Below are 16,360 nucleotides of genomic sequence, written 5' to 3'. Positions count from 1 at the left end.
AACCGACGCCGGGCTCGTGCGCGAGGACGACGAAGGGCCCGGCGGGTGCGCTGACCGTGCGGTGGGATCTCCCGCCGCCCGTCCTGGGCGGTGCGTCGCGCGGCACGGTCGCGCGCGGCGGGGAGCGACGGCGGCGCCCTCCGTGGCGCCGGCTGGTCACGTCACTGCGTGACGTAGTTCGTCAGGTAGACGTCCATCACCTCGCCCTCGTACGCCTCGGAGAGCTGCGCGGCGAGCTGCTCCTTGAGCTCGTCGCGCGTCGCGGGGTCGGAGACCTCCGCGATCGGACGGCCCGAGTACAGCGCGATCGCGAGGTCGAGCGCGCGGGACGGGTCGATGTCCTCGGCCACGTCCGCGGTCAGCTGCAGACCCAGCCCCAGGCGCAGGTAGCGCCCGTCGGCCAGGTTGATGCTGATCGGTTCGACCTTGACGACCTTGCCCGCCACGGGGGCGGGCTCGGGGGCCGGCGCGGTCTCGCCGCCGTCGCCCTTGATCAGCAGGAAGTACGCCGCGGCGCCACCGATCAGCAGCACGACGACCGCCGCCACCACGATCAGCAGACCGCGGCGCGACTTCTTCTCCGCCACGGGCTCGGCCGCGGGCGCCGGGGCGGGCGCGGACGCGCCGCCGCCACCACCGATCTTCTGCCGGGACACCACACGCTGCTCGACAGGCATGTCACACCTCCGTCTCGGGTCGGGCGATCACTCGTGCACCACCGTCGGCACGAGCTCGCGCACGTTCTCGGGCGCGAGCGACAGCACGACGAGGTCGACGCGACGGTTGGCCGCGAGCGAGGCCTCGTCCATGCCCTGCGCGACCGGGCGGGCGTCGCCGAACCCGACGGCCGAGATCCGGGCGGGCGCGAGCCCGTCCTTCTCCACCAGGTGGCGCAGCACCTGCGTCGCGCGGTCGGCGGACAGCTCCCAGTTGGTCGGGTAGCGCCCCGACACCGGCAGCACGTTCGCGTGGCCCTCGATGGCGATCTGCTCCTGCAGCGCGACCAGCGTCGGCGCCGCGACGTCGAGGACCTGCAGGGCGGTCGCGGTGAGCTCGGCGCTCGCGGGGGCGAAGAACACGTCGTCGGCCACGAGGCCGAGAATCAGGCCGCGCTCGTCGATGCGGAACTGCACGGTCTTGTCCAGGCCCTGGGCCAGCAGCCCCTGCCGGAGCGCCTCGCGCACCTCCTCGAGGTGCGACGCCTCGGCCTGCGCCGCCGCGAGCAGCTTCGGGTCGACGGCCTCGGGGGTCGGCACCTGGCCGATCTCGGCGAGCCCCCGGTCGGCGCTCACCATGCCGGCGGTGCCCGCGCCCTGCGCGTCCTGGTTCTGCGGCGCCATGCCGTCCAGCACGCCGTCGCCGCCGTCGAAGACGGTCGACGACACCTGGATGTCACCGTTGCCGAACCCCGCGGCGAGCGACTTGCTCAGCTCGAGGTACTTCTCCTGGTCGACCTGGCTGATCGCGAACAGCACGATGAACAGCGCCATGAGCACGGTGATCATGTCGGAGTAGCTGACGAGCCAGCGCTCGTGGTTGACGTGCTCCTCGTGCTCCTCGTGCCGGCGCCGCCGGCCGCCCGCGGCGCTCACGCGGCCTCCGTGCGGGCGTCGGGCTTGTCGCCGCCGCCGGGCACGAGGCTGCGCAGCCGCTCGCCGACGAGGCGCGGGTTGGCACCGGCCTGCACGGCCAGCAGCCCCTCGAGCGTGATCTCCATCTGCTGGCACTCGAGGTCGGAGATCCGGCGGATGCGGTTGCCGATCGGCAGCCACACGACGTTGGCGGACAGGATGCCCCACAGCGTCGCGACGAACGCCGCGGCGATCGAGTGGCCCAGCGCGCCGGGGTCCGAGAGGTTCTCGAGCACGTGCACGAGCGAGATGACCGTGCCGATGATGCCGATGGTCGGCGCGTAGCCGCCCATGTCGACGAAGTACTTGGACGCCACGCGGTCCGTCGCGCGCTTGGTCGCGATGCGGTCCTCGAGGATCACCCGCAGGTCCTCGGGGTCCGTGCCGTCGATCGCTGCCTGCAGCCCCTCGCGCAGGAACGGGTCCTCGACCTGGCGCGCGTCGTCCTCGAGCGCCAGCAGGCCCTCGCGGCGCGCGCGCTCGGCGAGCTTGACGACGACGTCGACGTTCGCGCCCGGCTGCGGCGCCTTGGCCCGCATGGCACGCGGCACGGCCGCGAACGCGGCCTTCGCGTCCTTGAGCGTGTGCCCGGCCAGGCCGACGCCCAGCGTGCCGCCCCACACGAGGATGAGCGGGGCCGGCAGCAGGATCGACATGGGGTCGGCGCCCTCGAGCGTGAGGGCCGTGTAGATCGCGCCGAACGCGAACAGGATGCCGACGATGCCCGCGGGGTCCATCAGCGGCTCCTCGGTCGCAGCGGCACGGGCGGCGGCGGGTCGTCACCGGTGTCGTCGTCGAGGTCGGGCACGGTGCCCACGGGGCCGAGCCGCTCGAGGTCACGGGCGCGGGCGAGCAGCGACGCGCGCTGCTCGTGGATGAGCGCCACGATCTGCTCGAGGGACTCCTGCACGATGAGCTTCGTGCCGTCGACGAGCGTGAGGATGGTGTCGGGCGCACTGTCCACCCGCTGGACCAGGTCGGGGTTCACCCCGAACCTGCCCCCGTTCAGTCGCGTCACGACGATCACGGCACATCCCGTCCCTGGTCACTGCTGCGGTGCGGCGTCTCCGAGCTCAGGCGTCGGGCGCCGCGTGCGCCCCGTCCGTGGGGCACGTCCTGCTCATCGGCAGGCCCCGCACGGGGCTGAGGCGTCCGACGTCACCCGCCCGGAGGACGTCACGTCTGGTAGGCCCAGTGCCACGGCTCGCGCGGCGTGTCCTCCGCGAACCCGTAGCGCTCGGCGTTGGCGCGCATCCACGCCTGCGCGCGGTCGTCGAGCCGCAGGTCGGCCGCGAGGCCCCACCCGTGGTCCGACGTGCCGGGCGCAGCCGCCAGGCCGCCCTGCGAGTACAGGCCCTTGCGGCGCACGAGGTCGGCCTGCGTGTCGTACGTGCGGTACGAGTCCGTGACGCCGATGGTCACGCCCTGCGCGCGGGCGTCCTCGATGAGCCGCGTGAGCTGCTGCGCGGCCGGCTGCCACAGGCGGTGACCCGTGTCACCGACCTGCGTGAGCGCCGCGTCGGGCACGCGGCCGTTCTGGTGCGCAGCCAGGCCGTTGGGCAGCATGTCGCCGTTGATGCGGCGGACCGACGACGGCGACGTGTCGACCGTCGTCGTCGGCGCCGCCGCACCCGGCACCTGGTAGGTCGCGACGGCGCGCGCGAGCGTGTCGGCGAACGCCGTGCCCGTCGTCGAGCCGGCCGCCGACCCCGACGCGGTGGTCGCGGTCGGGACGGCGGTCGGCTCGACGAGCTCGCGCAGCTGCGCCATGCGTGCCGCGATCGCGGTGATGCCCTCCACGATCAGCGCTTGAGGTTGACCAGCTCGTTGAGCACCTCGTCGGACGTCGTGATGATGCGCGAGTTCGCCTGGAAGCCGCGCTGCGCGATGATCAGGCTGGTGAACTCGCTGGACAGGTCGACGTTCGACATCTCGAGCCGGCCGCCCGCGAGCGCGCCGCGCCCGCCGGTCCCGGCCGTCCCGACCATCGGCTCCCCGGAGTTGACCGACGTGCGGAACAGCGAGCCGCCGGCCTTCTCCAGGCCCCCGGGGTTGGTGAACGCCCCCATCGCGATGCGGCCGATGACCTGCTTGAGGCCGTTGCTGAACGTGCCGGTGATGGTGCCGTCGGCGCCCAGGCCGAACGAGAGCAGCGTGCCTGCGGCCTGGCCGTCGGGCTTGCCCGCCGCGATCGTGTCGAGGCCCGCGTAGCCGGTGACCTTCGACAGGTCGACGGCGACGCCGCCGAGGGTGAGCGTCGCGGGCGTCGCCATCGCGCCCGCGGGCGTGAACGTCACGGGCTGCGCGGCCACGTTCGCGGCGCCGTCGCCGGCCGCGACGGTCCAGCCGGTCGCCGTCTTGGCGAACGTGACCGTGATGGTGCGCTCGGTGCCGATCGCGTCGTAGGCGGTCATCGTGAGGTTCTTGGTCGTGCCGACCTCGGCGGCGGAGTCCAGGTTGCCGACCGTGTCGGCCGTCGTCGTCGCGACCGCGCCCATCGTGGTGCCGGCGGGGACCTTGAGGTCGACCAGCGGCGAGTTGGTGTCGACGACGCCGTTGACGGCCGCCCAGCCCTGCACGAGCGCACCCTCGCCCGGGAGCACCATCTGGCCGGTGGTGTCGAAGTCGAACGACCCGGCGCGCGTGTAGTACGTCTCGGCGCCCTTGCGGACGATGAAGAACCCGTCGCCCTGGATCATCATGTCGGTGCTGCGGCCGGTGGTCTGCGACGCACCCTGCGTGAAGCTCGTCGAGATGCCCGCGACCTGCACGCCGAGGCCGACCTGCGCGGGGTTCGTGCCGCCGACGCCGCCCTGCGGCGCACCCGCGTTGGTGAGGACCTGGCTGAGCGTGTCCTGGAACACGACCTGCGAGGACTTGTAGCCCGTGGTGTTGACGTTGGCGATGTTGTTGCCGGTGACGTCGAGCATGGTCTGGTGGCTGCGCAGACCGCTGATGCCGGAGAAGAGCGAGCGGAGCATGGGAGTTCCTTTCGGTGGTCCGCGTCAGGCGGTGGGAGTCGTGGCGGACGGGTCCGCGGGAACGGTGGTGGCCGGGGGCGTGGCGGCCGGGGGCGTGGTGCCGGACGACGGTGCGGTGACCGCGCCGATGGCGTCGAGCGGGACGTCGGTGTCGCCGACCCGCACGGTCGGCACCGCGCCCGCGTAGGACACGGCCGTCACGACGCCGGTGCGCGTCGTGGTCTCGGAGTCCTTCCAGGTGACCTCGCGGCCCACGAGGGCCGCGGCGGAGGAGCGCATCTGCAGCGCGAACGACTCGCGCTGCGTGTCGGACAGCTCGACGAGGCGCTCCATCGTGTTCAGCTGCGTGGTCTGCGCCATGAGCTGCGAGGTGTCCATCGGGCTGGTGGGGTCCTGGTAGCGCATCTGCGCGACCAGGAGCTTGAGGAACGCCTGCTTGTCCAGCGACGTGCGGTCGACCGGCTCGCTGCCGGACGAGCCGCTGCCGCCGACGGGCGCGCTGCTCTGCGCGTACGACGTGTCGATGCTCAACGGGGCCTCCGGGGTCAGACGACAAGGTCGAGCGCGCCGGGGCGCGTCGAGGGGGTGGTCGGGCGGGTGGACGGTGCGGCGTCGGCCTCGGGACCGCGACGGCCACCGGTGCCCGTGCCGGGGCGGCCGGGGTCACCGCCGTCGCGCGCGAGGTCCTGACCGGCCCGGCCGCCGGCCTCGTCGCGCGCGCCGAGCCCGAGCTCGGCCTGCAGACCGGCGGCCTGCAGGTCGCGACGCAGGTCGGCGAGACTGCTGCGCAGCGCGTCGCGCAGCGCGTCGGTCGCCCCGACGAGGTCGAGGCGCACCGCGTCGTGCGTGATGTGCGCGACGACGCGGACGGGGCCGAGGTGCTCGGGGTCGACCGGCACCGTGAGCACGTGGCGACCGGCCCCGAGCTCGCCGACCGACCGCAGGCGCGCACCGAGCTGCTCGGCGAGCGGGACGGTCGGCACGGGCTGCGCGGGCGTGACGGCCGCCGCGACCGGTGCCGGCACGGGTGCCGGTGCCGGTGCCGCGGCGGGCACGGGCGCGGCCACGGCCGACGGTCCGGCGGACGTCACGGGCGCGGGCGTGTCCCGCACGGCGGGTGCGTCGGCCGGCACGGCCGCGACCTCGTCCGGGACGGCGGCCGCCGCGGTCACGGGCGCCGCGGCGGCGCTCGGCGCGGACACCGACGCGGACCCGGCGACGGGTGCCGCCGGCCGCGCGTCGGCCGCGGCGTCGGCGGGCGCGGCGGGCGTCCCGGACGCGCCCGGGACGGCGTCCGCGGGGGTGCCCGCCCCGGCGGCGACGGACGCCGCGGCGTGCGGCGGAGCCGCCGGGCGGGTGGGCGCCGGTACGCCCGCGGTCGCACCGGCGGGCGTCGCGTCGTCCGCCGCCGGAGCGTCGGACCCGGCGTCCACGACCGGCACGACCGGTGCGACGCCCACGGGCTCGGCGGGCACCACGGGCGCACCGAGCGCGAGGACCGCGTCGGCCACGAGCTGGCCGGCGGGGGTGCCGTCGGGCGTCGGTGCGCCGTCCGCACCGGTCACGGGTGCGGCAGCACCCGTGCCGTCGGCGTCGCCGCCGTCGGCGGACCGGGCCGGGCCGGCGGGGCGCGCACCGCGGTCGGCGGCGGGCGCACGGTCGGCGCGCGGCTCGCGGCGCGCCTCGGGCTGCTCGGGGCGCGCGGTCCGGGGCTCGGGGCGCGTCGCGCCCGGCTCGGGACGTGACGTGCGGGGCTCGGGACGCGACGTGCGGGGCTCGGCGCGCTCGACCTGCGCGGCCAGCGCGTCGGCGAACGCGTCGCCGCCCGCACCGGGGCGCGGGCCGGCGGGGGCCGCCGGGCGCGGGGACGTGGCGGGTGCCGCCACGGCGGTCGGGGTCATGCGTCCTCCCCAGGGGTGGTCGGTGCGGCGCTGCGGGCGGCGACCTCGTCGAGCGCGACCTGCTCGGCGTGCTCCTCCTGCACGCGCTCGCCCTCCTCGTGCCGTTCCCGCAGCCGGTCCACGGCGCGCGTCCGCACGCGGGCGGCGGTCCACTCGGACTGCCGTCGGCCGACCTGCTGCTCGGCCCGGTCCACGGCGGCGAGGTCCTCGCTGAGCAGCGAGGACAGGGCGACGCGCGCGGCGACCGCGGCCTGCCACGCCGCGATGTCGGCCTCGCCCGGCGGGCGCGACGAGCCCAGCATCTCGGCGGTCCGGGTGGCCCGGTCGCGGGCGACGCGCTCCTCGCGGCGTGCCGAGGCCAGCTCGGCCGCCGCGGTGTCCTCGGCCATGGCCCGCACGCGCAGCAGCCCGGCCAGCGGGAAGTTCCGGCTCATGCCTCCCCCATCTGCTGCACGAGCGCGCGCAGCCAGGCCCACGAGGCGTCGGCCGGTGCGGACTCGTCCATGCCCTGGCGCAGGAACGCGTCGATCGCGGCCGCGTGCGTCACCGCCGTGTCGACGAGCGGGTTGGAGCCGGCCACGTAGGCGCCGACGTCGATGAGGTCCTGCGCCTGCCGGCGCGCCGCCATCACGGCCCGCAGGCGCGCGGCGTCGGCGCGCTGCTGCGGCGTCGAGACGCGCGAGGCGACGCGCGAGACCGACCCGAGCGCGTCGACCGACGGGAAGTGACCCGCGACCGCGAGACCGCGGTCCAGCACGACGTGCCCGTCGAGGATCGAGCGTGCCGCGTCGGCGATCGGCTCGTTGTGGTCGTCACCGTCCACGAGCACCGTGTACAGCCCGGTGACCGAGCCGGTGGGACCCGTGCCGGCACGCTCCAGCAGGCGCGCGAGCAGCGCGAACGTGCTGGGCGGGTAGCCGCGCGTCGCGGGCGGCTCCCCCACCGACAGGCCGATCTCGCGCTGCGCCATCGCGACGCGGGTCAGCGAGTCCATCATGAGCACCGCGTGGCGGCCCTCGTCGCGCAGGCGCTCGGCGATGCGCGTCGCGACGAACGCCGAGCGCAGCCGCACGAGCGGCGGCTGGTCGGACGTCGCGACCACGACGACCGACCGCGCGAGCCCCTCGGGCCCCAGGTCGTCCTCGAGGAACTCGCGCACCTCGCGCCCGCGCTCGCCGACGAGCGCGATCACGGACACCTCGGCGTCGGTGCCGCGCGCGACCATCGAGAGCAGGCTCGACTTGCCGACGCCCGACCCGGCGAACAGCCCGAGGCGCTGCCCGCGCCCCGCCGTCACGAGCGTGTCGAGCACGCGCACGCCCAGCGGCATGGGGGTGTCGACGCGCGCACGGTCCAGCGGGTGCGGCGCGGGCGCGTCGAGCTCGACCATCGCCTCGACGTCGAGCGGGCCGCGGCCGTCGATCGGCCGGCCCAGGCCGTCGAGCACGCGGCCCAGCAGGCCCGACCCGACCGGAACCCGCAGCCCGGTGCCGTGCGCGCGCACCGGCAGCCCGGCCCGCAGGCCGTGCGTGGGCGCGAGCGGCATGCAGCGCGTCGCGCCGCCCGCGGTCGCGACGACCTCGGCCGTCACGGCGTCGTCCCCCTCGCCGATCGTCACGAGCTCACCGACGGCCGCGGGCGTGCCCGCGGTCTCGATCGACAGGCCCACGACGCCGCGCACGCGGCCGACCGTGACCGGGCGGGCGGCGCGCAGCGCACGCGACCAGCCGTCCGCCCGCTCGGGCGCGAGCGCCGTGGTCACGAGACCTCCAGCGCGGCGCGCACGCGCTCGACGGCCCCGGCGATGCGGGCGTCGACGTGGCCGTCGGCGTGCTCGAGCACCGCGTCGCCGGGAGCGAGGGCGGGGTCGGCGACGAGCGTGACGCCCAGGCCGTCGGTCGTCGGCACGGCGGCGAGGTCGCGCGGGTGCAGCCGCACGACGGCGTCGGCGGGCACGTCGGGCTCCGTCAGCACGCGCGCGAGCGCGGCACGCGCGGCGCTCGACGCGTCCCCGAGCTCGACGCCCAGCAGCGCGACGGCGATCTCGAGGGCCGCCGCCTGCAGCGTGCCGAGCGCGTCGGCGACGACCGGCGCGGTCCGCGCCTGCAGGGCGCGTGCCGCGGCGTCGAGCGCGGCGAGCGCGCTCGCGTGCTCGGCCGCCTGCTGCTGCGCGTCCTGCGCGCGGCGCTCCTGCGCCCGGGCCTCCTCCTCGGCGGCGTCGACGGCCGCCCGGCGGGCGCCCGCGGCGTACCCGGCGGCCCAGCCGGCGGCGCGCGCCGCCTCGTCGTCGGCGGTCGGTGCGTCGAGGCGCGCGAGGGCGACGGCGCGCGCCTCGCCGGCGGCGGGCGGGGTCACGGTGGGCTGCGTCGCGGCCCCGCGGCGCGCGGCGAACCGCGCGACGGGGACGGGCGTGCGCTGCAGCGGCACGAAGTCGAGGTCAGGCAACGAGCTCGTCCTCACCCTCGCGGCGCACCACGATCTGGCCGCTCTCCTCCAGGCCACGGATGACCTGGACGATCTCGGCACGCGCCTCCTCCACCTGCGACAGGCGGATCGGGCCGAGCAGGTCGATCTCCTCGACGAGGTTCTCTCGCGCGCGCTCCGACATGTTGCGCAGGATCTTGTCCCGCACGTCCGGGCCCGAGCCCTTGAGCGCCTGCGCGAGCGACCCGGTCTCGACCTGCCGCAGCACGAGCTGCACGGCGCGGTCCTCCAGGAGCACGACGTCCCCGAACACGAACATCAGCGCGCGCACCTGGTCGGCGAGCGCCTCGTCGCGGGCTGCGAGTCCCTCGAGGATCGACTTCTCCGTGGCCGGGTCGGCGCGGTTGATGATCTCGACGAGCGGCTGCACGCCGCCGACCGCGGCGAGCTCGCGCGGGGCGAGCACCGCGGAGGCCTTGCGCTGCAGCGACTCGGTGACCACGGCGACGACGTCGGGGGACGCGCGCTCCATGAGGGCGATGCGGTGCGCGACGTCGGCCCGCAGGTCCTCGGGCAGGCCGGCCAGGATCGCTGACGCGTGGTCGGGGCGCAGGTGCGCCAGCACGAGCGCCATGGTCTGCGGGTGCTCGCCGTCCAGCAGCGACACGACCTGGCGCGCGTCGGCCTGCTGCAGGAAGTCGAACGAGTGGCCCGCGAGCGAGGCCTGCAGACGCTCGATCATGCCCGCGGCCTGCTCCTTGCCGACGGACGCCTCGAGCAGCTGCTGGGCGAACCCGAGGCCGCCGCCCACGCCCGGGCCGATCTCGGCCGCGGCGTAGAACTCGTCGACGACCTCGTCGGCGAGCGACTGGTCGATGCGCTCGAACCGCAGGATCTCGGCCGTCAGCTCCTCCATCTCGGCGACGTCGAGCTTCGACATGACGCGCGCGGCGCGCTCCTTGCCGAGCTGCACCAGCAGCAGCGCGGCCTTCTGGCGTCCCGTGATGCTCATCGGCGCGCCCCGCTCGTCATCCAGCCGCGCAGCAGCTCGGCGACCTGCTCGGGCTGCTCGTCGGCCAGCGCGCCGATCTCGGCGCGCCGCACGGCGGTGCCGTCCGGCACGACCGGCGCGGGCGGCGGCGGCAGGATCGGCAGCTCGTCCTCGCTCGGGCCCTCGATCGGGGGCAGCGCGACGGCCGTGGCGCGGGCGGCGTCGAGCTCACCGAGGTCGAGGGCCTCGCGCCGGGCCCGGCGCGAGCGCCGGCCCAGCACGACCAGCACCACGACGACGAGCAGGACGATCCCGGCGGCGATCGCGATCTCGCGGATCATGTCGCTGCGCGCCTGCGCCGCGGCCTGCGCGTCGGCCGCCGCGAGCGCCTCGGTGGCGGCCTGCGCGGTCGTCGTGTCGAAGGCCATGCGCTGCACCGACAGCGCGTCGCCGCGCTCGGTGTCGATGCCCGCGGCGGCCGCGACGGCGGCCTGCAGGTCGGCCATGTTCAGTCCGCCGGCGGCGGCCTGGTCGACCAGCACCGACACCGACTGCTTCTGCAGCGTCCCGGGCGCCGAGCGCGTGGTCTCGGTCGCCTTGTTGACGGCGTTGGTGAGGTTCTCGTCGGTCGAGGAGTAGGTGCCGTTGCCACCCGCGCCGTCGGCCGGCACCGCGACGTTGTCGGGACCGAGCACACCGGTCGCGCCGTTGCCGGTGCCCGTGTACTCCTCGGTCTTCTTCGAGGACACGAGCGGCGGCGTGTCGGGCGTGGCCGTGAACTCCTCGGTCGTGCGCTCCGACTGCGAGAGGTCCAGCGCGGCGTTGACCGTGACCGTCGCGTTGCCCGGACCGACCAGCCGGTCGAGCATCGCCTGCACGTTGCCGGCGACGCGCGCCTCGTAGTCGGCCGCGCGCGAGTCGGTCAGGCCGCCGGACGCGGCGGTGTCGCCGACGGCCGACAGCACGGCCCCGCTGGCGTCGACGACCGCGACGTCCTGCGGCTTCATGCCCTCGACGCCCGCCGACACCAGGTGCGTGACGGCCTGCACCTGGTCGGCCGACAGCTCGCGGCCGGGGCGCGTGCGGACGAACACCGAGGCCGTCGGGTCGGTCTTCGCCGCGACGAACACCGTCTCCTCGGGGATCGCGAGACGCACGGTCGCGGCCTCGACGCCCTCGATCGCGCCGACCGTGCGCGACAGCTCGCCCTCGAGCGCGCGGCGGTACGTCTTCTCCTGCTGGAACTCCGACGCCGTCATCGGCATCTTGTCGAGCAGCGAGTAGCCGGCGCCGTCGGCGTTCGCGGGCAGGCCCGCGGCGGCGAGCTTGACGCGCTGCTCGTAGACCGCGGAGGCGGGCACCAGCACGGTGCCCCCGCCGTCGGACAGCTGGTACGGCACGCCCGCGGACGTGAGCTGGTCGACCACGGCGCTCGCGTCGGCGCCCGACAGGCCCGAGAACAGCGGCACCAGCGTCGGCTTCGACATCCAGCTGCTCAGCGCGACGGCACCCAGCACGAGTGCCGCGACCGCGATGACCGCGAACGTGCGCTGCGCGAGCGAGAGCTGACGGACCGCGGCCGTGACCCGGCCCCACGCGTCCTGCACCTGAGCGGGCATCAGACCTGCATCCTCATGATCTCGGTGAAGGCCTCGACGGCCTTGTTGCGGACGGCCGCGGTGAGCTCGAGCGCGAGCGACGAGCGGGCCGCGGCGATCGTGTAGTCGTGCACGTCGTCGAGGTCACCGGTGACGGCGCGGACCGCGAGGTCCTGCGACGTGGACTGCAGCTCCTGGACCTGCTCGATCGAACCCAGCACGCCGGCGAACGCCGAGCCGTCGGTGGCCGGCACGACGCCAGGGGCGCCGACCGCACCGAGACCCGTGGGCGGCAGCGTGGAGGTGACGCCCGCGACGGGGGCGACCGCGAAGGCGCTCATCAGCTGCGTCCGATCTGCAGGGCGGCCTGGTAGGCCTCGGTCGCGCGCGAGACCACGGCCGCGTTCGCCTGGTAGCCGCGCTGCGCCATGATCAGCTGCGTCATCTGCGACGACATGTCCACGTCGGGGTGCCGCACGTAGCCGTTCTCGTCCGCGAGCGGGTGGGTCGGGTCGTGCACGAGCCGTCCCTCGGCGCTGCCGAGCTCGATGCCCGCGACCTGCACGCCCCCGTCGCCGCCGGTCATCTCCCGCGCGACGACGTACCGCGTGCGGAACGCCTCCTCGCTGGTCGCGGTGACGGTGTTCGCGTTGGCGATGTTGTCGCCGACCGCGTCCATCCACTTGCGCGTCACGGTCATGCCGGTCCCGGCCACGCCGATGGCCCCGAAGATGGTCATCAGCTGGTCCTCATCGCGGTGCGGATCGACGAGAACGTCCCCGACATCGCCTGCGTCGCGAGCTGGTAGCGCAGGTTGGTGTCGATCTGCAGGAGCGTCTCGGTGTCGAGGTTGACGTTGTTGCCGTCGAGGCGCGTGGGCTCGAGCGAGCGGCCGACCGTCGCCGTCGCGGCGCCGTCGCCGCGCCGGACCGCGCTCGCGAGCTCGTCCTCGAACTGGACACGCTGCGCGCGGTACCCGGGGGTCTGCAGGTTGGCGACGTTGTCGGCGCTGACGCGCTGACGCATCGCGAGCGCGTCGAGCGCGCTGTCGAGCGCGCGGACGCTCACGGAGTCGAACATGCCCATGCGGGCCACCTCACCGACGGCGTGGTACGTGGTCGGCCGATCCGTGGCCTGCTGCGCGAGCGATCCGTGCTCACCCGCCCCATCGGCCGACGCCCCCGGGCCGTGAGGAGTCGTGCGCGACGACCTGCGACGTCACCCGTCCGGCCGAGCCGGGGCGAGCGCCGACCCCGGTGCGCTCAGCCCTCGAGGTCGAGGTACACGGGCGTCGCTGCGGGACGCGCGCGCAGCGCGGCGGTGGCGGCGAGGTGGCGCCGCGAGACGGCGGCCTGCTCGGCGAGGCGACGCGCGACGTCGAGCTGCCGCGCGTGCAGCGTGCGTGCGCGGTCGAGCAGCGGGGCGGGCAGGGGCCCGAGGCCCACGGGCGGACGCCACGCGGCACGCTCGGCGACCTCGTGCGGCGTGGGCAGGTGCGCGACGCGCAGCAGCTCCTCGGCGTGCTCGACCTCGAGCTCGAGGTCCGCCAGGGCCCGCTCCCACGTCTCCTGGAAGGCGGTCCGGTCCGCGGCCGGTGCCGGCGGCGCGACGGTGCTCACGGCCGGCTCATCCGACGCCGAGCAGGCCGCTGGGCGCCGGCGCCGCGGCCGGGGCGGCGGTCGCGGCGACGGAGTCCGACGCCTCGTGCCACGTGCGGGCGAGCTCGCCGACGATGCCGCGGCAGCCGTCCACGCGGGCGGCGTCGCCGCTCGTCGAGGCGGCCAGCAGCTCGGTCATGAGCCACGTGTAGATCGCGAGCAGCTGCTCGCCGCCCTCCCAGGCGTCGACGTCGAGGCTCGCGGCCAGCTCCGTGACGATGTCCTGCGCGTGCGCGAGGTGCTGCGTCGCGTCGGCGCGGCGCCCCTCGGCGAGCGCGTGCGCGCCGCGCTCGACGTCGAGCACGAGGCGGTCGGCGAGCATGGTGAGCAGCCGGGCGGGGCTCGCGGTCTGCACCGCGGCGGCGACGTACCGGCTCCGTGCGTCGAACATGGTCCCTCCGGAGTCAGCTCTTCTTCTGGTCGTTGGCGAGGTAGCTCGACAGGTAGCTCGCCTGCGAGTTCATGCGGGACAGCGTGGTCTCGAGGGTCGCGTACATGCGCTCGAGCCCCACGCGGCGGGCGGCGAGGCGCTCGTCCCACGCGGAGATGCGCTCGGTGAGGTCCTTGACCGCGTCCTGGTGCCCGGTGATCGCGGTGGTGAGCGTGCCCTCCTTGGCGTCGGACGCGACCTTCGCGCTCTCGGCGAGGCGGGCGGCCACGCCCTGGACGACCGCGGCGACCTTGTCGGGGTCCTTCGCGGCGGCCGCGGTGTAGGCGGCGTCGTCGAACGTGAAGCTGCCGTCCTTGTTGATGACCATGCCGATGTCGGACGGCGAGACCCCGTCGACCGGCATCGACCCCAGGGCGAGCATGTTCTGCTGCAGCATCCGCACGCCGGAGTCGCCCGAGAACAGGCCGCCGGAGACGACCGTCCGGCCGTCCGACGACGTCGTGGTCGTCGACTTGGTGCGCGACGCGATCTCGGTCAGCACCACGTTGAGGTTCGCGACGAGGCCCGAGGCGAGCGCCTTGGTGGCCGAGTCGTCGCGCGTGAGGTCCAGCGTCAGCGGCTTCGCGTCGGTGGCCGTCTCGGCGGTGACCGTGAGGTCCACGCCGGTCAGGACGCCGGCGATCGTGTTGGTGGCGGAGGTGAGGCGCTGCGCGCCGGCCGTGCCGGGGAAGAGCGTGATCGCGGCGTCGCGGGCCTCGCGGACCGTGTCGAGCGCGAGGGGGGTGCCGTCGTGCCCGATCGTGAACGCGTTGCCGGCGCCCGTCTCGGTGCCGGTGACCTGCAGGCGGTAGGTGGACTCGCCGGTGGGGTTGCCGTCGACGTCCAGCTTGTCGACCTTCACGGCGGTGGCGCGCACGCCGGTCCCGGAGCCGTTGAACGCCTCGACGATGTCGGGCACCGAGGTGGAGTCGGCGGTCACCGTGACGGTCTCGCCGCCGCGGGTGATCGTGAACGACGGCTTCTCGGACGCGAACGTGGTGGGCAGCGCGACGAGCGACGCCTGCGACTGCGCGACCGCGTCGACCCGGAACGTGAGCGTGCCCAGCTGTGCGCCGGCGGAGACGGTGGCGGACGCGCCGACCGTGCCGGTCACGCCCGGCTGCGTCACCGCGGCCTTGACGGCGTTCCAGGACGCGGGCTTCGCGGCCTTGGTCGCGTGCTCGGCGAGCGAGGCGACCTTGGTGTTGAGTGCCTGCAGCGCGGTGACCAGGGCGGAGGCGGTCGACTTCTTCTGCACCAGCAGGCTCTGCTGGCCGCTCTGGAGCGTGAGGAGGCTCTCGATGTACTCGCCCGTCTTGATGCCGCTGACGAGCCCGTCGATCGCCGCCATGTCCGCGTCCTCCGCTGTGCCGTGCCGTCGTGTGACGTGCTGGTGCCGAACTGCCGACCGGCGGTGGGGGACGGTCGTCCACCCACCGCCGGTCGAGGGTCGTGCCGGTGGTCACCTCACGGCGACCGGGTGGCTCACTGCAGGAGCGAGAGCACCGACTGCGGCAGGTTCTTCGCCTGGGCGAGCATCGCGGTGCCCGCCTGCGAGAGGATCTGCGACCGCGTGAACTGCACCATCTCCTGCGCCATGTCCGTGTCACGGATCCGGCTCTCCGACGCCGACAGGTTCTCGACCGTGACGTTGAGGTTGTTGATGGTGTGGTCGAAGCGGTTCTGCACGGCACCGAGCTCCGAGCGGAGCTTGGAGACCGAGCCGATCGCCTTGTCGATGTCCTTGATCGCGATGTCGGCACCGCTCGCCTGCGTGAAGCTGATCTTCGTCGCGGCGTTGTTGGTGTCGACCTCGGCCTGGGTCGGGGCCGTCGCGGCGGCCGTGCCCGTGAAGGTCAGGCCCGTGGCGCCGGCGAGGGCGACACCGATGCCGGTGCCCAGCTTGGAGGCGATGGCGCCGGTGAGGGCGGCCAGACGCTCCGTGGCGGTCGAGCCCGCCGCGAACTGGACCGTCGACAGGTCGATGCTCTTGCCGCCGTAGTTCACGGTGCCGTTGAGCTTGTCGAAGGTCTCCGACTTGGTGAAGTCGCCGGCCAGCTCGAACGAGCCCGCGGTGCCCGCGGCAGCGGTCGTGGCCGCACCGGCCGCCGTCGCGCCCGCCGCGGCGATGCCCGCCGCGAGCTTCGTGACGTCGACGCCGTTGACGCCCAGGCCGGCAGCGCCCACGGCGGTGCTGATCTTGACGTCGATGCGCTCGCCGGTGTTGGCGCCGACCTGGAAGCGGCCGTCGTACGAGCCGTCGAGCAGCTTGCGCCCGTTGAACTGCGTGGTGTCGGCGATCCGGGTCAGCTCGTCCTTCAGCTGGCCGATCTCGTCCTGGATGTTCGTCTTCGCGGAGGTCGACAGGCCGCCGTCGTTCGCCGCCTGCACGGAGAGCGTGCGCATGCGCTGCAGGATCGAGTGCGTCTCGGTGAGCGCACCCTCGGCGGTCTGGACGACCGAGATGCCGTCCTGGGCGTTGCGGACGGCCTGCTTGGTGCCACCGATCTGGGCGCGCAGGCCCTCGGAGATGGCGAGACCGGCAGCGTCGTCGGCCGCACGGTTGATGCGCAGACCCGACGAGAGCTTCTCGAGCGACTTGGACAGGTCGCCCTGGGTGGTGCCGAGGTTGCGGTACGCGTTGAGCGCCGCGACGTTCGTGTTGATCGAGAGACCCATGGTTCTCATTCCTCCTGAAGTCGGGTCGTTGCCAGCCCATCCGTGGGCACGTCCCGCCTATCGGAGG

General features: G+C 74.8%; 20 protein-coding genes. All 20 read right to left on the bottom strand.

From position 1 onward, the window contains the following. Nucleotides 1-161: 161 nt before the first annotated feature. The gene (gene fliL / locus ATM99_RS04830) at nucleotides 162-677 is read right to left on the bottom strand and encodes a flagellar basal body-associated protein FliL (RefSeq protein WP_062101790.1); all 516 of its coding nucleotides are present in this window, start codon (nucleotides 675-677) and stop codon (nucleotides 162-164) included. A 27-nt stretch (nucleotides 678-704) separates the two neighbouring features. Further along, entirely contained in the window at nucleotides 705-1,592 is an 888-nt protein-coding gene (locus ATM99_RS04825; RefSeq protein ID WP_062101789.1) for a flagellar motor protein MotB, read from the bottom strand. Beyond that, nucleotides 1,589-2,368 carry a motility protein A gene (locus ATM99_RS04820; protein WP_062101788.1) on the bottom strand — a complete coding sequence of 260 codons (780 nt, stop codon included), beginning with the start codon at nucleotides 2,366-2,368 and terminating at the stop codon, nucleotides 1,589-1,591. Before ATM99_RS04820 ends, ATM99_RS04825 begins: the two co-directional genes overlap by 4 nt. Further along, nucleotides 2,368-2,649 carry a flagellar FlbD family protein gene (locus ATM99_RS04815; RefSeq protein ID WP_306298830.1) on the bottom strand — a complete coding sequence of 94 codons (282 nt, stop codon included), beginning with the start codon at nucleotides 2,647-2,649 and terminating at the stop codon, nucleotides 2,368-2,370. Before ATM99_RS04815 ends, ATM99_RS04820 begins: the two co-directional genes overlap by 1 nt. Before the next feature lie 158 nt (nucleotides 2,650-2,807). Continuing rightward, nucleotides 2,808-3,431 (bottom strand): D-alanyl-D-alanine carboxypeptidase family protein, encoded by a 624-nt coding sequence (locus ATM99_RS04810; protein ID WP_062101787.1) that lies wholly within the window; start codon nucleotides 3,429-3,431, stop codon nucleotides 2,808-2,810. 2 nt (nucleotides 3,432-3,433) lie between these two features. Continuing rightward, nucleotides 3,434-4,612 carry a flagellar hook protein FlgE gene (locus ATM99_RS04805; protein WP_062101786.1) on the bottom strand — a complete coding sequence of 393 codons (1,179 nt, stop codon included), beginning with the start codon at nucleotides 4,610-4,612 and terminating at the stop codon, nucleotides 3,434-3,436. Nucleotides 4,613-4,636: 24 nt separating this feature from the next. Further along, nucleotides 4,637-5,143: a flagellar hook assembly protein FlgD gene (locus tag ATM99_RS04800; RefSeq protein ID WP_062101785.1), complete on the bottom strand. Its 507-nt coding sequence runs from the start codon at nucleotides 5,141-5,143 to the stop codon at nucleotides 4,637-4,639. Nucleotides 5,144-5,157: 14 nt separating this feature from the next. Beyond that, nucleotides 5,158-6,513, bottom strand: coding sequence for a flagellar hook-length control protein FliK (locus ATM99_RS04795; RefSeq protein ID WP_062101784.1), 1,356 nt, complete (start codon nucleotides 6,511-6,513; stop codon nucleotides 5,158-5,160). Further along, nucleotides 6,510-6,947 (bottom strand): flagellar export protein FliJ, encoded by a 438-nt coding sequence (locus tag ATM99_RS04790; protein WP_062101783.1) that lies wholly within the window; start codon nucleotides 6,945-6,947, stop codon nucleotides 6,510-6,512. Before ATM99_RS04790 ends, ATM99_RS04795 begins: the two co-directional genes overlap by 4 nt. After that, nucleotides 6,944-8,275 (bottom strand): FliI/YscN family ATPase, encoded by a 1,332-nt coding sequence (locus ATM99_RS04785; protein ID WP_062101782.1) that lies wholly within the window; start codon nucleotides 8,273-8,275, stop codon nucleotides 6,944-6,946. Before ATM99_RS04785 ends, ATM99_RS04790 begins: the two co-directional genes overlap by 4 nt. Next, nucleotides 8,272-8,958, bottom strand: coding sequence for a FliH/SctL family protein (locus ATM99_RS04780; protein WP_062101781.1), 687 nt, complete (start codon nucleotides 8,956-8,958; stop codon nucleotides 8,272-8,274). The genes ATM99_RS04785 and ATM99_RS04780 overlap by 4 nt, the downstream gene beginning before the upstream one ends. After that, nucleotides 8,951-9,949 (bottom strand): flagellar motor switch protein FliG, encoded by a 999-nt coding sequence (gene fliG, locus ATM99_RS04775; protein ID WP_062101780.1) that lies wholly within the window; start codon nucleotides 9,947-9,949, stop codon nucleotides 8,951-8,953. Before fliG ends, ATM99_RS04780 begins: the two co-directional genes overlap by 8 nt. Then, nucleotides 9,946-11,547 carry a flagellar basal-body MS-ring/collar protein FliF gene (fliF, locus tag ATM99_RS04770; RefSeq protein WP_062101779.1) on the bottom strand — a complete coding sequence of 534 codons (1,602 nt, stop codon included), beginning with the start codon at nucleotides 11,545-11,547 and terminating at the stop codon, nucleotides 9,946-9,948. Before fliF ends, fliG begins: the two co-directional genes overlap by 4 nt. Beyond that, nucleotides 11,547-11,867 carry a flagellar hook-basal body complex protein FliE gene (fliE, locus tag ATM99_RS04765; RefSeq protein ID WP_062101778.1) on the bottom strand — a complete coding sequence of 107 codons (321 nt, stop codon included), beginning with the start codon at nucleotides 11,865-11,867 and terminating at the stop codon, nucleotides 11,547-11,549. Before fliE ends, fliF begins: the two co-directional genes overlap by 1 nt. Next, entirely contained in the window at nucleotides 11,867-12,265 is a 399-nt protein-coding gene (gene flgC, locus ATM99_RS04760; protein ID WP_062101777.1) for a flagellar basal body rod protein FlgC, read from the bottom strand. The genes fliE and flgC overlap by 1 nt, the downstream gene beginning before the upstream one ends. Continuing rightward, nucleotides 12,265-12,606, bottom strand: a complete 342-nt coding sequence (locus ATM99_RS04755) for a flagellar basal body protein (protein ID WP_062101807.1) — start codon at nucleotides 12,604-12,606, stop codon at nucleotides 12,265-12,267. Before ATM99_RS04755 ends, flgC begins: the two co-directional genes overlap by 1 nt. Nucleotides 12,607-12,788: 182 nt before the next feature. Next, the gene (locus ATM99_RS04750; protein ID WP_062101776.1) at nucleotides 12,789-13,145 is read right to left on the bottom strand and encodes a hypothetical protein; all 357 of its coding nucleotides are present in this window, start codon (nucleotides 13,143-13,145) and stop codon (nucleotides 12,789-12,791) included. A gap of 7 nt (nucleotides 13,146-13,152) precedes the next feature. Further along, nucleotides 13,153-13,575, bottom strand: a complete 423-nt coding sequence (gene fliS / locus ATM99_RS04745) for a flagellar export chaperone FliS (protein ID WP_062101775.1) — start codon at nucleotides 13,573-13,575, stop codon at nucleotides 13,153-13,155. A gap of 13 nt (nucleotides 13,576-13,588) precedes the next feature. Beyond that, the gene (gene fliD / locus ATM99_RS04740; protein WP_062101774.1) at nucleotides 13,589-14,965 is read right to left on the bottom strand and encodes a flagellar filament capping protein FliD; all 1,377 of its coding nucleotides are present in this window, start codon (nucleotides 14,963-14,965) and stop codon (nucleotides 13,589-13,591) included. 134 nt (nucleotides 14,966-15,099) lie between these two features. Then, complete coding sequence (locus ATM99_RS04735; RefSeq protein WP_062101773.1) at nucleotides 15,100-16,293, bottom strand: flagellin; 1,194 nt, start codon at nucleotides 16,291-16,293, stop codon at nucleotides 15,100-15,102. Between the last annotated feature and the right edge of the window lie 67 nt (nucleotides 16,294-16,360).

It is taken from the genome of Cellulomonas sp. B6, from assembly GCF_001462455.1.
GTDB lineage: Bacteria > Actinomycetota > Actinomycetes > Actinomycetales > Cellulomonadaceae > Cellulomonas.
Note: the sequence above shows the minus strand (reverse complement) of the source record. Positions and strands in the feature narration are given on the sequence as shown.